Source organism: Citrobacter sp. A316, from assembly GCF_002042945.1.
GTDB classification, from domain to species: Bacteria; Pseudomonadota; Gammaproteobacteria; order Enterobacterales; family Enterobacteriaceae; genus Citrobacter; species Citrobacter portucalensis.
The window spans coordinates 111404-129537 of the sequence record NZ_MVFZ01000013.1 but is presented as its reverse complement, the minus strand read 5'-3'; the positions used below and the strand labels follow the sequence as shown (position 1 = coordinate 129537).

12 protein-coding genes and 1 tRNA gene are annotated in these 18134 nt (G+C 50.7%); 7 read left to right on the top strand and 6 right to left on the bottom strand.

Going from position 1 to position 18134, the window contains the following annotated elements:
- Positions 1-24 precede the first annotated feature (24 nt).
- From BZK41_RS16720 to BZK41_RS16710, 3 genes are all read right to left on the bottom strand, one after another.
- On the bottom strand, positions 25-1578 hold the full coding sequence (locus tag BZK41_RS16720; RefSeq protein ID WP_079938888.1) for a PRD domain-containing protein: 1554 nt from the start codon (positions 1576-1578) through the stop codon (positions 25-27).
- A gap of 456 nt (positions 1579-2034) precedes the next feature.
- On the bottom strand, positions 2035-4353 hold the full coding sequence (gene yicI / locus BZK41_RS16715; protein WP_079938887.1) for an alpha-xylosidase: 2319 nt from the start codon (positions 4351-4353) through the stop codon (positions 2035-2037).
- Between the two features lie 10 nt (positions 4354-4363).
- Entirely contained in the window at positions 4364-5746 is a 1383-nt protein-coding gene (locus tag BZK41_RS16710; RefSeq protein WP_079938886.1) for a glycoside-pentoside-hexuronide family transporter, read from the bottom strand.
- 290 nt (positions 5747-6036) lie between these two features.
- Between BZK41_RS16710 and BZK41_RS16705 the strand changes: the two genes are divergently transcribed.
- The 4 genes from BZK41_RS16705 to dcuC all read left to right on the top strand — a co-directional run bounded on the left by BZK41_RS16705 (position 6037) and on the right by dcuC (position 9819).
- Positions 6037-6131, top strand: a tRNA-Sec gene (locus BZK41_RS16705).
- A gap of 278 nt (positions 6132-6409) precedes the next feature.
- Positions 6410-7339, top strand: a complete 930-nt coding sequence (locus BZK41_RS16700; RefSeq protein WP_079938885.1) for a LysR family transcriptional regulator — start codon at positions 6410-6412, stop codon at positions 7337-7339.
- A gap of 89 nt (positions 7340-7428) precedes the next feature.
- Positions 7429-8547, top strand: a complete 1119-nt coding sequence (locus BZK41_RS16695) for an adenosine deaminase (protein ID WP_079938884.1) — start codon at positions 7429-7431, stop codon at positions 8545-8547.
- Positions 8548-8562: 15 nt separating this feature from the next.
- A complete protein-coding gene (gene dcuC, locus BZK41_RS16690; RefSeq protein ID WP_079938883.1) occupies positions 8563-9819 on the top strand; it encodes a C4-dicarboxylate transporter DcuC in 1257 nt (418 codons plus the stop codon).
- 141 nt (positions 9820-9960) lie between these two features.
- On the opposite strand, the gene misL is transcribed toward dcuC, so the two are convergent.
- Both misL and BZK41_RS16680 read right to left on the bottom strand, forming a co-directional pair.
- Positions 9961-12765 (bottom strand): intestinal colonization autotransporter adhesin MisL, encoded by a 2805-nt coding sequence (gene misL / locus BZK41_RS16685; protein WP_079938882.1) that lies wholly within the window; start codon positions 12763-12765, stop codon positions 9961-9963.
- Positions 12766-12840: 75 nt separating this feature from the next.
- On the bottom strand, positions 12841-13458 hold the full coding sequence (locus BZK41_RS16680; RefSeq protein WP_079938881.1) for a helix-turn-helix transcriptional regulator: 618 nt from the start codon (positions 13456-13458) through the stop codon (positions 12841-12843).
- Positions 13459-14035: 577 nt separating this feature from the next.
- Between BZK41_RS16680 and BZK41_RS16675 the strand changes: the two genes are divergently transcribed.
- The 3 genes from BZK41_RS16675 (at position 14036) to BZK41_RS16665 (ending at position 17109) form a co-directional block, all read left to right on the top strand.
- A complete protein-coding gene (locus BZK41_RS16675; RefSeq protein ID WP_079938880.1) occupies positions 14036-14809 on the top strand; it encodes a transcriptional regulator in 774 nt (257 codons plus the stop codon).
- Entirely contained in the window at positions 14806-15270 is a 465-nt protein-coding gene (locus BZK41_RS16670) for a hypothetical protein (protein WP_079938879.1), read from the top strand. The genes BZK41_RS16675 and BZK41_RS16670 overlap by 4 nt, the downstream gene beginning before the upstream one ends.
- 342 nt (positions 15271-15612) lie before the next feature.
- Positions 15613-17109, top strand: coding sequence for a C69 family dipeptidase (locus BZK41_RS16665; protein WP_079938878.1), 1497 nt, complete (start codon positions 15613-15615; stop codon positions 17107-17109).
- A gap of 36 nt (positions 17110-17145) precedes the next feature.
- Here the strand turns inward: BZK41_RS16665 and BZK41_RS16660 are convergent, their stop codons facing one another.
- Complete coding sequence (locus BZK41_RS16660; RefSeq protein WP_079938877.1) at positions 17146-18048, bottom strand: LysR family transcriptional regulator; 903 nt, start codon at positions 18046-18048, stop codon at positions 17146-17148.
- Positions 18049-18134 lie beyond the last annotated feature (86 nt).

Here is an 18134-nt window from a genome sequence, read left to right as displayed (position 1 = left end):
ATCATACCTCATGGAGTTCAGACATTAATTTTCAACGACCAGCGACGTCGCCCGATGTAATTTTTCCGTAATAACCGTTTCTGTTACCCGCTTAATATCCGCATCATTGAAGAAGGCAGTGACATACACGACCGGCATGGCAACTGCGGGTAAATTAATCGTCGATACCACCAGTTCAATATCGTCCGTCAGTACAGAGGGCAGGCTGCCTGCCGACACCACGCCGACGATAGTCCAGTCCGGAAAGGCGCGTAGAATACGGCTTTTGAGTAAATGAGAAGTGCCGATTCCCGTTGAACAGACCAGCAGCACACGTTTACGCGCTATCTGACGCTCCATTGCGGCCTGAAAATGCACGGTTAAATATCCCACCTCATCTTCCGACACGGCCCGATCGCCCCAACCGCTAAACACCCGATTCACCGCACACTGGGTCAGACGCCACACGTCCTGTAACTCGCCTTTGATATCTTCCAGCAGCGGATTACGAATGCGTATCTGATAGTTCAGGCGGTTAATCAGCGGCTTAATGTGGATCAGCAATCCGTCATACAGCGCCGTGTCCTGGCTAAGATCGCTGTCGACCATCTCGGCGAAGGTGGCAATCAACCGATGGGTAATCAAACGCGCTTCGTCGCTGGAGTGCATATGGCCAATCACGCTCACGTCATTATGCTCTTCAATCACCACACCCGAGGAGATAATGTATTGATAAATAAACCAGACTTCGTCTTCCGGCAGCGGGTGGGCAATGCGTTTTTCGATATGCTGAATCATGCGACTGGCAATGGAAAATATGTTCTCATCACAGGTAGTGATGCTCTCTTCTTTTCTCGGAAGCGCATTGCCCCGCGTGATGCGGTACATCATGATCAGAATATGGGTAAAGATATTGACGTAATAAGGCTCGCCCAGAGACCAGCACAGGTCGTTCTCCATTTCCTGCAACAGCGTCTGAACAAACAAAACGTCTTCTTCGCCAAAGTAATGCACTAACGCTTTATAACTGCCCGGATCCAGGCGTGAATAAATCACGCTGCCGGGTTCATTATGGTTAATCACACCGTTAATCAGCGACGCCATCGCCTGGCGCACACTACTCTCGCTGCCTTCGATGTGCGTGCCGCTCTGACTGCGAATCAACGACAAGCCCAGTGGGGTAATCCAGGATTCAATCACTTTTAGATCGTTAACAATCGATGCGCTACTAATGAAATAACGTTCGGATAATTTACTGATCGACGTTTCATGCGGCGTTTCGCTTAATAACTGTGAGGCTATCTTGACCCGCCGTGAATTATTCATCATGCCGTCAGTATCATCACCCTCCGATCCTAATAACTGGTCCATATATAAAAGGTCGGTAATATTATCGGCACTTAATATCACCCCAGCACCAGCACGTTTATCGATAGCTATTTTCCATTCTGATAACCATGGTTCCAGTAACCGCAGATCGCGCTGCACTGTTTTCTCTGAAACAGATAAATACTCGGCGATTTTCAGCAGTGTGACATATTCCTTCTTAGACAGAAGAAATTTTAATAATCTGTTTTGTCGCGAGGTAATCATTTGCATTATTTACCCTTATTACATACCAGATTAAATATCTATACCCGTCATACTTCAAGCTGCATGTGCGTTGGCTTTCTTTGCTCACCCCAGTCACGTACTTATGTACGCTCAGGGGATTCGCTGCGTCGCCGCCTTCCTGCAACTCGAATTATTTAGGTTATAAAGAAGCGTTTATGCTCCACGTGTAATTCGTGATGATAAATATAAGAGGACTACGATGCGCCAACAATACTAAATCGTGTCCTGTATTCCGGACAGAAATAAGACAAAAAGAGGAAATAGTGAGATATTTACGGCGCAGATCACATTTTTCGTGGGAATCAGAGTGATACCGCTCGCAAATATGGGGAGATAAAAATTTAATTCAGGATGTTTTGGATTTTCAGATCTGGAATGCTGCTCGCAGCGTGGGCCGGATAAAACGCAATGCGTCGCCATCCGGCCCACGGTGAGATTTACTTACAGAGTAATCGTTAGCACATCCGCATCCGGCGTGACAACCGCTCCCCACTCACTGCCCACAGATGAACCGCCCTTCACGCCGCTAACCTGCGTAATATTACGCAGACACAGCGTCCAGTTACGCGCTTCGCCACTCCCTTGCACGGTGATGGTATTACCCGTACGCGTCGCCTTCAGCGTGAAGATAACCGAGCCGCCAGCCGCCGGAACTTCACAAATCGCCTCCCGGCCTTCCTGCAGATGGAACAGCTGGAACGCCGTCCCTTCATGCCAGGCGTAGTCCGGCTTCTGGTTATTGCAGCCCAGCGCCAGCAGGGTGTTGTCACGTACATAGACCGGCAGACTCAGGAAGTCATGCTGCTGCTTATGCCAGCGGCTACCAGACACCTCATCGTTATGCCACAGATGCGTCCAGCGACCTTCCGGCAGATAGAACTGCACATCACCCGCCTCGCTAAACACCGGCGCAACCATCACGCTATCGCCCAGCATGTACTGGCGATCAAGATAATCACAAGCGGGATCGTCCGGGAACTCCAGCATCATTGCGCGCATCATCGGCGTTCCGAGCTCATTGGCGCGCGCCGCTTCGCGATACAGGTACGGCATCATGCGGCATTTCTGCTCAGTGAAGTAACGTACCACATCGCAGGATTCATCATCGTACGCCCATGGCACACGGTAGGATTTACTACCGTGCAGACGGCTGTGGCTGGAGAGCAGCCCGAATGCACACCAGCGCTTGTAGACATGCGCCGGGGCGGTATTCTCAAAGCCGCCAATATCGTGACTCCAGAAGCCAAAGCCGGACAGGCCGATGGACAACCCACCGCGCAGACTTTCGGCCATCGATTCATAGTTGGCGTAGCAATCACCGCCCCAGTGCACCGGAAACTGCTGCGCGCCCACCGAGGCCGAACGGGCAAACAGCACCGCCTCTTCTTCACCAACGGTTTCTTTCAGCACGTTCCACACCAGTTCGTTGTAGATGTACGCATAATGGTTATGCATTTTCTGCGGATCGGCACCGTCAAACCACTGCACGTCAGTAGGAATGCGTTCACCAAAGTCAGTTTTGAAGCAGTCAACGCCGATATCCACCAGACCTTTCAGCTTGTTGGCATACCACTCGCAGGCTTCAGGATTGGTGAAGTCATAAATCGCCAGGCCCGGCTGCCATTTATCCCATTGCCACAGGGAGCCGTCCGGGCGCTTGAGCAGATAACCTTTCACTTTCAGTTCATTGAACAGCGGGGATTTCTGGCCAATATAGGGGTTTATCCATACACAGACCTTCAGCCCTTTTTCTTTCAGGCGGCGGATCATGCCTTCCGGGTCCGGGAAGGTCACCGGATCCCATTCAAAGTCGCACCACTGGAAAGCTTTCATCCAGAAGCAGTCGAAATGGAAGACGTGCAGCGGCAGATTGCGCTCGGCCATCCCGTCGATAAAGTTGTTCACCGTCGCTTCATCGTAATTAGTGGTGAACGATGTAGTCAGCCACAAACCGAAGGACCAGGCTGGCGGCAGTGCCGGACGACCGGTAAAGCGGGTATAGCGATCCAGCACCGCTTTCGGCGTTGGGCCGTCGATGACGAAATATTCCAGATACTCGCTTTCAACGCTGAACTGCACTTTTGACACTTTCTCAGAGCCAATTTCAAACGACACGCACTGCGGATGGTTTACCAGCACGCCGTAACCACGGTTGGTGAGATAAAACGGGATGTTCTTGTAAGACTGCTCGGTACTGGTGCCGCCATCGCGGTTCCAGGTTTCCACCGTCTGGCCGTTACGTACCAGCGCAGTAAAGCGCTCGCCCAGCCCGTACACCGTTTCACCGACGCCCAGATCCAGGCGTTCAAACATATAGTTTTTCCCGCTGTTGGTGTCCTGCACATAGCCGTTATTTTTCAACTGGCTGCCGGTAATACGTTCGCCGTTACGCAGGAAATCCAGCGACCAGAACTCACCTTTAGTGACCCGCACGCTCAAATTACCGCTTTTCAGTTCGGCAAATTCAGCGGTGTTTTGTATCTCTACGTTGACGTCCTGCAGCACGTTCAGCGGGTAGTGCGGACCGTTATCCAGCGCACCCTGGAAGTGTTCCATACGCACCCCAACCACGCCTTCCTGCGGCGAGAAAAAGCGCAGGGTGAAGAGTGGAGTATCCAGTTGCCAGGTACGTTCACGCACATCGCGCGGCGCAACGTAGACAATCATCTCGTTACCCTGTTGTTCGACATCGAATACCTGAATCGGGTGGGTTAAATTCAGGCCGGGCTGCGTCAGCCAGTTTCCATCGCTAATTTTCATCGTTGGTTCCTTAGTTCTGTAATTCTTTCGTCGAAAAATCCTGCTGATTGCGGTGCGCGCCCTGAGCCAGCTGACGCATGATTTCCGTCAGAAACGGTGTTTTCAGGGTGTAGAAGCGTTTGGCAATCACGGCACTCAACAGGTAACAAATAGCCGGGACAATCGTGAACAATGCGATAATGATGCTAATGGTGGCGCTGTTCTGGGTTTTCGCTGCGGCATCGTAACCGCCGCCCGCCAGCATCCAGCCGATCATCGCCCCGCCGAGCGCCAGACCCAGCTTGAGCACAAACAGCGTGCCTGCGAAGCTGATCCCCGTCAGACGTTTTCCGTTGCACCACTCGCCGTAATCAACGGTGTCGGACATCATCACCCACTGGATTGGCGTCACGAGCTGATGCAGTACGCCAATCACGAAGATGAAGGCGAACATGGTGGTGTTGGCGTGCATCGGTACGAAGAACATCGCCAGACTGACGACCGCCAGCAGGGCGTTCGTCCACCAGAAGACGCTGACTTTGCATTTCCAGTCGGTCAGCGGTTTTGCCAGCGCAGAGCCGATAAGATTGCCGACGCAATAGGTGGTGAGGAAGGCGACAAACACTTCCGGGGTACCCAGAATCCAGGTGACGTAATACATCATCGCCCCGCCGCGAACGCAGACGGCCAGGATGTTGAGGATGGTCAGCAGACCGACGATGCGCCATTGGTCGTTCTGCCAGATGTCGCGCAGGTCTTCACGCATTGAATTGTTGGTTGGCGGCGCTTCAACACGTTCTTTGGTGGTGAAGAAGCAAAACGCCAGCATCAGGAACGCCACAACCGAAAGCACGGCAATCCCGCCCTGGAAGCCCAACGCTTTATCTTCGCCGCCAATCAGATTCACCAGCGGCATCATCAGCACGGTGGAGAGCATGCCGCCCGCCGTCGCCAGCACAAAGCGCCATGACTGCAGGGAGATACGCTGCGTTGGGTCATTAGTTATCACACCGCCCAGCGCGCAGTAGGGAATATTCACCACGGTATAAAGCAGGGTCAGCAGCGTGTAGGTGATTGCGGCATAAATCATTTTGCCGTGCAGGCTGAGGTCCGGCGTGCTGTAGGCGAGCACACAGACCAGGCCAAACGGCAGAGCGCCAAACAGCACCCACGGGCGGAATTTCCCCCAGCGTGAACGGGTACGGTCGGCGAGCAGTCCCATGCAAGGGTCTGAGATAGCATCCAGCGCGCGAGCCAGTAAGAACATCGTGCCGACAAAACCAGCCGGGATACCAAAAATATCGGTATAAAAGAACATCATATATAACATAACGTTATCAAAGATAATGTGGCTGGCGGCATCACCCATGCCGTAGCCAATCTTCTCTTTAACGGACAAAATCTCACTTTTCATTACGCATCCTTGTTAGCACTTTCACACGCACTGATACCGATTACAGTTCTTGTAAACCATCCCTGTGAGCGCGGGTATTGCGATATCTCGTTATCAAATTACGATTCTTGTTTTCTGTGATCGGGGTAGCGTCAAAAAACATACATCACTGTAACTTATGGATTTCGTAGGGATTTATTTGAAACTGGTCATGGTATGGAGAAACGGAAGTTAAAAAAGTGAGTGAGGGGGTGTGGAAACGTTTGGAAGTAGCTATAATGCGCCCCGCCTCCATGTAGCAATCGAGGCGCGGAAGATCGTCATCTCCGGTGAGGTGGCTGGACTTCAAATCCAGTTGGGGCCGCCAGCGGTCCCGGGCAGGTTCGACTCCTGTGATCTTCCGCCAAAATTCCTCTTCTGAACTCAAAAAATTCCACTCTAATCCCTATCTATCACGCTTTCAGGGCCTCCTCACCTTGACATACTTCAACGTATCTTAAGTGAATGAGGAAAACATTATGACCGCGTAAGTTGTACTGTCGGAACCAGCTTAAATTAACGGTTTCGCTGCCATCCCTGTTCCGGCAAAATTGAATCATGGAGATGACTGCTGCGTGTGGTCAGGAGCACATTCACACCTTCTGATTGACTAAAATGGTTCGATAAACAAGGGGATGTCCGCAGATGGATATTGGTTGGTTAGAGGATTTTTTGACACTCGCAGAACTGCGTAATTTCTCACGAGCAGCCCAACGACGGAATATCACTCAACCTGCATTTGGCCGTCACATCCGCGCATTAGAAGAAAGCGTGGGCCAGCAGCTAGTCGATCGCAGCTCTTCGCCGGTAATGCTAACGCCCGCAGGCTATCAATTCCGTTTAATTGCACACAGTATGGTGAACCAGCTAAAAGAAGGTATTCAGAAAATGAATGGCCTGACGTCTGAGATGCTTAACCCGGTGCGTTTCTGCGCACCACATTCACTTTCATCCCCTTTTCTGCTGGATTTAATCGAGCAAACGGATAACACAGCGCCGTTTTCTGTGAATATTCTACGGGTGGATTTTGCCGTAGAATCTTTGATTGAAGGGACCAGCGATTTCCTGCTGGCCTTTGATACCCATGCTTTGCTCCAGCCGCCGTTTATCAACCTGCTGTTAGGCAAAGGGGAACTGCTTCTGGTCAGTGCTCCTGACGAACATGGGCAGCCGCTATTTGCACCTGATGAAAACCATCAGCAACCCGTGCCCTATTTGCGCTACCCAGCTGACTCCTATAGCGCACGCATGGTCGAACGACTGATGCCACAGCAGCCGTTTGCCTGCGAGCCCATCTTTGAATCTTCACTATGTGATTTGCATCGACAGATGGCACTACGCGGCAAAGGTCTGACGTGGTTGCCTGATTGCCAGATTGCTGAAGAGCTTAAGCAAGGCAAACTTATCGCTGTCGATCGCGAGCGATGGCATATCCCCTATCAAATTCGCCTCTATCGCAACCAGTCACAGTTGCATCAACGCGCGGAAGCATTTTGGCATCGTCTGTCGCAACGGACCTCGAAAGGGGGAGACATTTTAGTTAGCGCGATAAATTCAACAAAGAGCAGTGCCTGAATGTATCTGGCTATGCTGGAATAGCATTTCATCGTAGCGAGCGCTTTATTTATGATCGGTGCTATCTTTTTTATCGATGAGTGCCCTTAATGACGCAGGATACGCAAACGATTACCTTGCCTGAATTCTTCACGGCATTTCCCAAAGTGGATCTCCATTATCATTTGTTGGGCGGAGTGCGCTTAACCACTATGCTGGAGCTGGCACAAAAGTACGATGTGCCGCTCACGGAGGCGGAAGCTAAAAGCTACTATCGCCGCTATCAACATGAAAGCCGCGTCGTCAAAGGTGGCATAGCCGCACTGAACTTTTTATATCCTCTGTTACGCAGCGCAGAAGACTATTATCGCGTTACCAGTGAAGTAGCCGAAGACGCTGCGGCAACAGGTATCCGCCATCTGGAACTATTCTGGAACCCATCTGATACGGAACTAACCTACGCGGAAGTAACGGATGCAATGAGCCAGGCGATGGAGAAAGCGACCAAGCGGTGGAATATCCGCGCCCTGTTTATTCCTTCGATTAACCGCGAGAAATCTCCCGAAGAAGCCGTCGCGATGGTAGAGGCCATACTGCAATACCCACACCCATTGGTGCCAGGTATTGGCATCGATTACAAAGAAAATGACGCTCCGATTGAGCATTTCTGGAAAGCCTATCGCAAAGCTGAGCACGGTGGCTTACGCCTGACGGGACACTGTTCAGAGTTCGGTTTGCACTGGCGTAATGTGGAAACTGGTCTGGATCTCATTCATCTGGAACGTATCGATCACGGTTACACCGTTCTGGATAATCCGGAGCTAACCACCCGCTGCGTGCGTGAAAATATCCCATTTACCGTAGTACCCAGTAATACCTGGTACTTAAAGAAATGGCCGGATAAATCTCAGTGGCGTCAGAATCATCCGATTCGCCAAATGGCGTTGGCGGGGATGAACATTATTCCCGCGACCGACGACTGGCATATGCATAACACTAACGGTGCAGAATGCTATCGCGTGATGGTTGAAGAGTTTGGCTTCGATCTCGACGGCGTGCGTCAGCTGATGTTGAACGGCATTGATGCCTGCTGGCAGCCAGAAGATGTCAAAGCGCAATGGCGAAAAAACTGGGCGCAGGAATTTGACACCCTGCGTAGCCGGTTAAACCAGGAGCCACAGCTTGATGCGGCGCAGCATATTTCCTATCGCCGCCCACAGACGGCATAGCATAGAGAACACTCCATGTTTACCTTAATTGTTGGCATCATCATTCTGCTCATGACCATCATCCTGCTTATCAAAAAACAGGACACGCGTACCGTACTGCTATTTTCTGGCATGTTGATGTGTCTGATCTCCCTCGACCCCATGGAGGCGATGAATAGTTTTGCTCAGAAAATGGTTTCTGAAGGACTTATTCAGGCCATTTTATCGGCTATTGGTTTTGCTACAGTGATGAAATTCACCGGCTGCGATCGTCATTTAGTTCGCTTGCTGAGCGCACCGTTAAAACACGTCGGCCTTTTCCTCATTCCGGGGACAATCTTACTGACCACATTTGTACAGCTAGCGCTGCCCAGCGCAGCGGGCGCCGCCGCCGCTGCAGGAATCACCATGATCCCTATCCAGTTGGCAGCCGGTATTCATCCTGTTATGGCTGCAGCGTCCGTTTTGGCGGGAACCTTCGGTGCCAGCCTGTTAAACCCCGGCAGTCCTCACATGGCACTAGTCGCTAAAATTGTCAGCGGCGATGTAATGGATATCATCGGTAATCGTGTGATGACCGTGGTGTGGCTTGGCCTGATCATTATGGTCGGCATGACGCTTACCGCCATCTTTCGTAAAGAGCACAAAGGCTATCATTCCCGCCTGGATGCGGAAGTTCCTCAGGAAGGCCCAATAAACGTACTGGCTGCGTTAATGCCCCTGGTCCCCATCACGTTGCTGATGTTGGGTGCATTTGGTGGCATAAGTTGGCTGAAAATGGGCGTCCCACAGGCCGTGATGTGGGGCGTTTTAGCCACTCTGGCGGTGACGCGTACGCATCCTGGCAAAGTGATTCCCGCATTCTTTGATGGAATGGGCAAAGCCTACAGCGACGTGTTTGGTATTATTATCTGCGCGGGGGTTTTCGTTGCGGGACTGACTTCTGTAGGACTGATTGATGCAGCAAAAAGTGCGCTGATTGATTTTCCACAGGCCGCCCGTTTTGGTGGAACCATTGGCCCATTCTTGATGGCAGTAGTCATCGGCTCAGGTGATGCCACAGCCTACGCCTTTAATGAGGCTATAACTCCTCATGCCGCACAGTTTGGTATGAATCCCACCAATCTAGGGACTGCCGCAGCCTTTGCAAGCTACCTGGGACGCACAGCTTCTCCGCTGTCGGCGGCAGCAATTGTCGTCGCCGGGATGGCTGGGGTTTCACCTATCGATCTCATTAAGCGCACCGCACCCGTGATGTTGATTGGTTTAATTTTGTTAATTATTTTAATTTAGCTGCTCTTTGGGTAATTGTGGGATATCGCCCGAATGAATAGGATTGGAAGCGCGCAGGCGACTCTCCAGTGAAATACAATTCCCATAAAAAAATAAAGCCGCCGATCGGTTAATCAGCGGCTTTTACATTACTGCATTACATTAGAAGTTATATTTCACACCCAACATACCGCGGGTATCGCTGTAGCCTTTGTCACCAACCTGTTGGGCCACGTTGCTCCACACATTGAGGCGCGGAGTGATTTGACCTTCAACGCCGACTTTCAGCTCGCCAATGTTTTTGGTGCCGCGCATGTCGTTGCTCACATCGTCCATTTTCACGCTGGTTGTCTGCGTATTGTGGATCCAGTTGGCTTCGACAAACGGCTGGAACTCGCGAGATTTACCGTCGTCGATGGCATTGTGACCATTGATAAAGGCTTTTACCCCCAGACGGGTCATCAGGTTGCCATCGGTGTTGTCCTTCACGCGGGTACCGTTCGCTTCGCGGTGGCTGTCGGCTTGCACGTCCATCCATACCACCTGCGCTTTCGGTTGCAGCCAGTAGCTATTGCGTTCGTTTTCACCCAGTTTGAAGCTGTATCCGGCTTCAACAGAAGCAGTTATCCCGCTGGATTTGTATTTCTCTGCTGCCTGCTCCTGGCCCATTACTTTGTTATCAAACCAGTTGTACAGCGCCCAGGTATCTACGTAGGTGCCGGTCTTGTCGGCGTCATTGGCATACCATGTGCCATACAGCCCCACGCTGTAACCGGTGACCTGACCACGTGAATGGTAGCCGGTCAGGCTGGACTGCGTGCGGTTCTGGCTGTTGGCATAACCGGCCATCGCGCCGAGGTGCCAGCGGTCGAGACCGTCGCTACTCCACTGCGCCAGGTCGCCGCCTAGCTGCATCACATAGCTGTTGCTTTGGGTTTTCAACTGCCCGCTACCGTCTTTGAAACGGGTATGCGCCCCAACGTTACGCATCCACAGGCTGGTAACTTTCTTCTCGCCTGTCAGCATATCGACGTACTGCGTTTCACCCAGACGATCGTGCAGTCGGGTCATAAACAGCGTGTTAGCCGCGTAGTTGTTCGCCAGATAACTGCCTGCTTCCGGACGGTATTGCTGCTCAGTGACAGGAGGCGCAACGGGTTCTTCCGGCTCAGGGAGAATCGGGTCTACAGGATCCACTGGGTCTGGATCAATAGGGTCAACCGGGTCCGGATCAACAGGGTCAGGGTCATGCGGATCGACGGGGTCCGGCTCTTCCGGATCCGGCGGAGCCGGAATAAAGCTGGTCAGATACCAGTTACTGCCTTTCTGCACCACGTTATAGTCGTACGCTCCGGCAACAATACGGCCCGCTTTCTCAAAAGTACCGTCAGAATTACCGGCTACTTCGATGATCTCAATACCTTCAATGGTCTGCGCCCCGGTTCCACCAATGTTATTCACCGCCACGAATGCATTACCCGCGGTGTTGCCGAGCACTTTCAGCTTGTCGGTTTCCGAGGTATCGTCATTCAGGACGGTATTGAAAACCAGTTTGCCGCCGTTCCCGGTGAAATCTTCATTGATGGTAAGCGTCTGCCACGGTTCGCCATCAGCATGCCCAAAGTTCACCACTGACCCGCCGTTCAGCGTCAGGTCGGTGAGCGTTGAGCTGTTGGTCATGTTCCAGGTCGCGTCGCTCATTTGCAGCGAGATAACGCCCGTCCCGGCAGTGGCGCTGGTGATGTATGACGCCCCGCTCCACAACGAGTTGTCGGTCATGTTGAGCTTAATGGTACTGCTTTGCTGCGGCAGGCTGCTGGTTGCGGCAGTCGCGCCAGCGGCATGAAGATCGCCGTCAATGAGGAAGCGCCCGCCGGCGGAGCCGTCTACGATGCCGCCCGTTTCGGTGCTGATGGCATAACTTTCGTTGCTGTGATCGCCAGCCATGGCAATGGCGGCACCGCCTGCCAGGTTTATCGCCCCGCGTGAAGTCGCATACAGGCCGCGTGGCGCTTTGCTATATGACGCCGCTTTCGCCGAACTGTTCACGTTGATCGTTGCGTTTTCACCGAGATTCACGGTCGCGTTGGTGGAGTAAACCGCATGTGCGCTGACGCCGTTGACCGTAATCGTCGCGTTGTTGCCCAGTTCCGTTTTGGACGATGAGGCGGCATAAATCCCCGTGGAAGAAGCCCCTGAAGTCTCGATGGTGGCGTCATTGCCAAGCAGGATTGAGGAACCGCTCTGCCCGGTGCGAAGACCTTCTGAACTGTCACCGATCGTCACAATGTGTGCCCGGTCGCCGACCACAATTGTATTTTTGGCCTGCGTGGCGTCTTTCATCGCGTTTGCCGTGATACCACGTCCCTGGGAACCGGTGGTTTGAATATACAGATCGTCGCCGACGTAAATGCTGGCCGAGCCCTTCCAACCCTGGCTATAGGAGTTGTAACCGGCGTTAATACCGTCACCATCCTGACCGTCCACATAAATGCTGGTGCGATCCCCGGTGATGATAAAGACCGGGTTATCCGGCGTATTGGCCCCGTGCGTGCGGATACCGTCAACATCTTTACCATTATTGGCGGCATTCTTCGACTGCGTGCGGATCGTCAGGTCGTCCCCAAAAATAACGCCCGGACTACCCGTTGTACTGTTCTGAATAACGGTAACAGAGTGCTCAAAAGCTTCAGCGCCGGGTCCATTAATCGTTAATCCATTGCCATAAACGGGAATCGTGCCCGCACTCCATTGATAAACATAATTCGGCATGGCGCTGGTTTTAGCGAAATTGGCATTTGCCTGCGCTGGAATTATTGCCTGCAATTCCGGGGGCAGACTGCTAACCAGTCCGCTGGAGGGTAGACTATCAACGTCAACCCATGCCGCATGAGCGGAAAATACCATAGAGGTTAATGCGGCTGAAACCGCTATGGCAATACGAGAATAAGATTTGGGATTTGGCATATTAGCCTCCTGCTTTCAGGCGTAGAGCGTCCACCACATCGCAAGGATGTGAAAATAATAAAACTCAAAAATACGTTATAAAATGTTCGACAATATTTGATGAATACTATGGCCTAACTTATCTTCAAGTCTGAGCTTGTAGACATATATTTTCTTAATATCGATATTATCTATTTTGGTAATTTGCTGAATACTTTTCCCTGACACAAAACGCTTCAGTAATATCATTTCAGTATAGTTAAGTGAGCGTCCACGTTTGCTGTTAGCGAGATGACCAGTAAAGAGTCGCCTAATTTTCTGATGTTGAACGTCGTCATCATCATCAGAATATATAATTCCTTGTATTTTATTGCTTTTTGATAACCAGTAGTTGGCTAACGGCGCCAGGTTCCTGTCTGCTATCAACACAATATGCATACCGCTGTAGGCCAGCCGGTCAACCCATTGCGGGTCGGCAAACAGCCGCAGATTCGGGAAAGAAAAGTCTACAAAAATAAACCCACGCGACAAATGGTTTTGATTATTAAGCAGAAGCTTTTCAATAATTCCTTTTTGCAGAAAACCATTCCCCTCAGGCCAGATCGCAAAAGCGGCACGGTGACAGTAACTGGCACGAACCGCAGCATCCGGAAATAATTGACAGGATAATTCACAGCTTATGCAACGAACAATCTGTGACGGTGATCTCTTCATCAAAAATGACTCCTGTTATTTTTCCATAAATATTTCATTGGTAAATAAATGTGTCAATCCAACACGTAGTACGTTCCTTGTCAGTTAATAACAGTGGTACTAATAAAATGTAATAAACTCCTGATGCACTAATATGTATAGGCTGTGAGTAATACGATTGCGCTAAGCTTATTTACGCTTTATCTCAGAATAACAACCGATGCCTTAGGAATTTTATGCATAAATTCAGATTCTAGGATAAACAGTAAAAAAGCACTATTTGCTAAAAAATAACCTGCGTAAAGGTTGCTTATTAATTACGTAATTCTGATAACTGAATCACACTTGTCATGTTGTGGACAAATATAAAGATAATTCAGATAAAACTGTAATGAATTCTCATTATTTAACCTTAGTTAATTTTAACCTAAGAAATAATAGTGTTAACGCATTGTATTTAAAGGATTTTTAATGAATTGATGAAATTCTTATCTTTGATCATGAACAAAGAGTGAGGCGCATTATCGATTTGGATGTAAAATTTAAAAGATGCGTTAACACACGCTGTGATTCGTTTTGGTTACTGAGGGCTGGGCAATTGTACCTTATCAATCAGTTGGTCGAATTTAATCCTGATAGCAAAAGTCTGGTCAATCGTCAGACCGGGCGAGCAATTCAGCTCCAGCTCCCTGCCTCGCTCTGTTTTCTCTATTTAATTACTCACGCAAGTGACATTGTTTCCCAGAACACGTTGATGACTATTGGTTGGGGTGAAAGAAATAATGTGACCACCACCAACACATTTTACCAGGCTATTCTGACACTACGTAACGCGCTGGCAGACGTGGGGTTGCCTCGTGATACGGTGAAAACTATTTCCCGACGCGGGCTCAGATTAAATGAAAATACGCAAGTAGAGACAATAACGCTTCAACAGAGTGAAGTTTCCCCGCCACCGGTTATTGAAGAAATCACACCCGCAAAGATAATTCCTTCAACACCACAACAAACGATGCAGATACCCTGGTTTGAGGTTTTATTTAGCGCCAGTGTCGTGATTGCCACGCTGATCATCTGGCTGGTGTGGTATCAAACGCGCCCTGTTATGCCGTTTAGTAAATTTGTCCCGGTCTCTATGCAGACCCCTTCGCGGCAAAATTGCAAAATCTATTACTCACCAAATGAACACGACCAGCAAGGCTATTTCAATCTGATGCAGTTACATCCCTATCTCTGTGAAAACAACAAACATGTTTTTCTTTCCGGCTACAGCAAAGCAGAGAGAATCGTAGCATTTGTCTGTGATAAAGATGCACGGGTGGATGCTAACGCGTTTTGCACTACTCATTATTACTGGATGCGCGGGCAATGAAAAAAACACACCACCTTATTTTGCTCGTAATCGGTCTTGCGATATTGCTCGGTTCAGGTGGGTGGCTATGGTATTCACGCTATGCCGACAAGCCGCTGAATTGCATCGGTAACATGGAATGGAACATTGGCAGCAATCGCTTTACCGGTACGTTATCGTTTCGGATGTACAACAGTGAAGGCCTGGCCACCATTACCGGCAAACTGTACGGGCGTAATACCTCAGATATCAGCAGGAACATCTATTTTAACTACACCCAAAAACGCGATGCGCGAGTGCTACAGGCGATGCAGGTCGTCAAAACCTTCGCCGACACCGCTGATGAAGCGGATATTAACAACACATTACCTGGATTTTATCGTCAAAGCGGACGAAGCCTGAGCCTGGTCATGGAGGAGTATAAAGGTGCATGGATTTTTGCCAGCTCCAATGTGCCCTCGCTGTATTGCCGCAAAAGGTAGCGTCATATCCGGAAACAAAAAGTACAGCCCCTCAACGAAATTCACATTTGTCATCATTAACTTACGCGACATGGGTCACTGAATCCACACATAACCCATTGCTATTCTTCATCGCGAATCAGGAAACATCCTGAATATCACAATATCCGTTGCGTAATAATTAAGCGAAATGGGCGTTTTATTTTGCTCAGAAGACTTCAACCTACGGATGGGTATTTGGAGAAGACGTGGGCAGGGGCGTTTATCTCTCTCGCGAGCAATGTCTGAGCATTCAGGCGTTATCGCATTTCAGGAAACGATGTGTTTCCGGTGTATTTTTGGCGTACATATGAGGGATACGTAATGTTTACTTTTAAAAAGTGCCTGATTGCACTTTCTATAAATTTGGCCGTTGTTTCATCAGGTTTTGCGTGTACGACCCTGCTGGTCGGCAACGAAGCATCAGCGGACGGCTCCATGCTGGTCGCCCGTAGCGCAGACAGCGATGCCCTGAAAGCACAGCATTTTGTCATTCATCCGGCAAAGCAAAATCAAACCGGGATATACAGCACCAAAGCACATAATGGTGCGAATGATTTTACCTGGCCACTGCCGAAAAACTCTCTGCGTTATACCACTGTCCCAAACTGGAAAACCCAACTGCACGGCGCGACCGGATTTAACGAGCTGGGCGTTGGCGTGAGCGGTACAGAATCCATTTTTGCCTCACCAAAAGCGCTGGCTGCCGACCCGTACGTTGAGGATAAAGGGATCACCGAAGACGATATCCCGGATATTCTGCTGTCGCAGAGCAAAACCGCGCGTGAAGCCGTGGCGCTGTTGGGCCATATCGTTGAGACCGTCGGCGCAGGCGAAGGTTTTGGCGTTGCCGTCGTCGACGATAACGAGATCTGGTACCTGGAAACCGGTAGCGGCCACCAGTGGATGGCGCAGCGTCTGCCGAATAACCAGTATTTTGCCACCGGTAATCAGGGCCGCTTACAGGATTACGATCCTAAAAATCCGGACATGATGGCGTCAAAAAACCTGATTCAATTTGCGACCGAAAAAGGTCTGTACGATCCGGCGAAAGATGGCAAATTCAACTTCTCCAAAGCCTATACCCGTGATGACGAGCGTGACCGCACGTATAACGACCCTCGCGTATGGACCATCCAGAAAGAGTTTAATCCTTCCGTAAATCAGGATATGGCCAAAGGGCGCGAATTCCCGGTCTTCATGACGCCAGAGAAGAAAATGACGCTGGACGATGTGAAGGCCGTACTGCGTAGCCACTATGAAGGCACCAGCCATGACCCATACACCAATGGTTTGAACGGCAAAGAGCCATGGCGTCCAGTTAGCGTTTTCCGTACCTATGAAGCGCACGTTATGCAGGTCCGTCCGTGGTTGCCAAAAGAGATTGGTGAAACGACCTACATTGGTCTGGGCATGGCTGACCTCACCGCCTTTGTTCCGTACTACAGCGGCCTGAAAGCGTATCCGGCAAACTACACGATGGGTAGCGATAAAGCGGACGATCAATCCATTTACTGGAAATACCGTAAGTTACAGACGCTGACGATGACCGATTATCCGAAGCTCGCGCCGATCGTCAAAAAAGCCTACAAAGCGTGGGAAGATAAAGTAGCGAAGGAGCAAAAAGAGGTCGAAGCAGAGTATCTGAAGATGGCGAAAACCGATAAACCTGCCGCCGATAAGATGCTGAATGACTTCAACCTGCGCATCATGGCCGATGCTGAGAAGCTGACAGAGGACCTGACAAATCAGCTGTTTACCATCCGCACCAAAGACATTCAGTCTGATATCTTCTTCGCTAACGCCGCGAAGAAAGACTGAGTAACGACACGATAGTATTCTGGCGTAAAGCGCTTATTAGCTTTGCGCCAGCATTTCACACCGCGCCTTCACCGCGTCGTGCAGCAGACGAACCGCCGTTGAAAGCTGCTTCCGATGCGGGCAAATCATATTCAGCGGAACTTTCTCTCCCTGATAATCCGGCATCAGCAGTTGTAATCGACCGTCACGCACATCCTCGCTGACATCCAGCCACGACTTGTACGCCACACCTTCTCCGGCAATCGCCAGGCGTCGGATCACTTCCGCATCGTCGCTCATAATGGTGCCGTTAACCTGCACACTACTGACCTCGCCGTTGCGCGTAAACGTCCAGCGATCGTGCAGGCGGCCGCGTAATACGAAAGTCATGGCGTTGAGCTGTGTTAAATCATCCGGTTTTTGCGGCGCGCCGTTTTGCTCAACCCATTCCGGTGATGCCACCAGCACGCGTCGGTTACCCGGTGCAACGGGCAGCGCAATGTAAGACGCGTCTTCGGTGTTGCCATAGCGAAACGCAACATCGACGGGGTCTTTAAAGACATCCGTTACCTGGTCGGAGAAAAAAATCCGCAGGCGCAGCGCGGGATAGCGGCGTCGAAACGACTGAAAGACCGGCAGCAGCAGGTTACGACCAAGATCGGAAGGCACGGCTATTTGCAGCGTGCCTGAAACTTCATCTTCCGGGGTCTGAATTTTTTGCAGCCCGGCATGCATCACGTCCAGCATCTGGCGGGCATAGGGTAACCAGACCTCACCTTCTGGCGTCAGGCGCAGGCTGCGCGTGGAGCGGGCGAACAAGCGGATAGCCAACGTAGACTCCAGGCGCTTGATAGCAGAACTGACCTGAGCAGGCTGAACGCCGACTTCGCGCGCAGCATCACTAAAACTATTCAGCGCCGCGGCGCGGACAAACAACGTGAGATCTTCAAGCCGGAACATTTTCACTCCCCGAGTATAAGTCCTGTCGCCATAGGGCTATTTTTCCCGTTCTGTTACCGGTTTACCATCGAATTATTCAACTGATT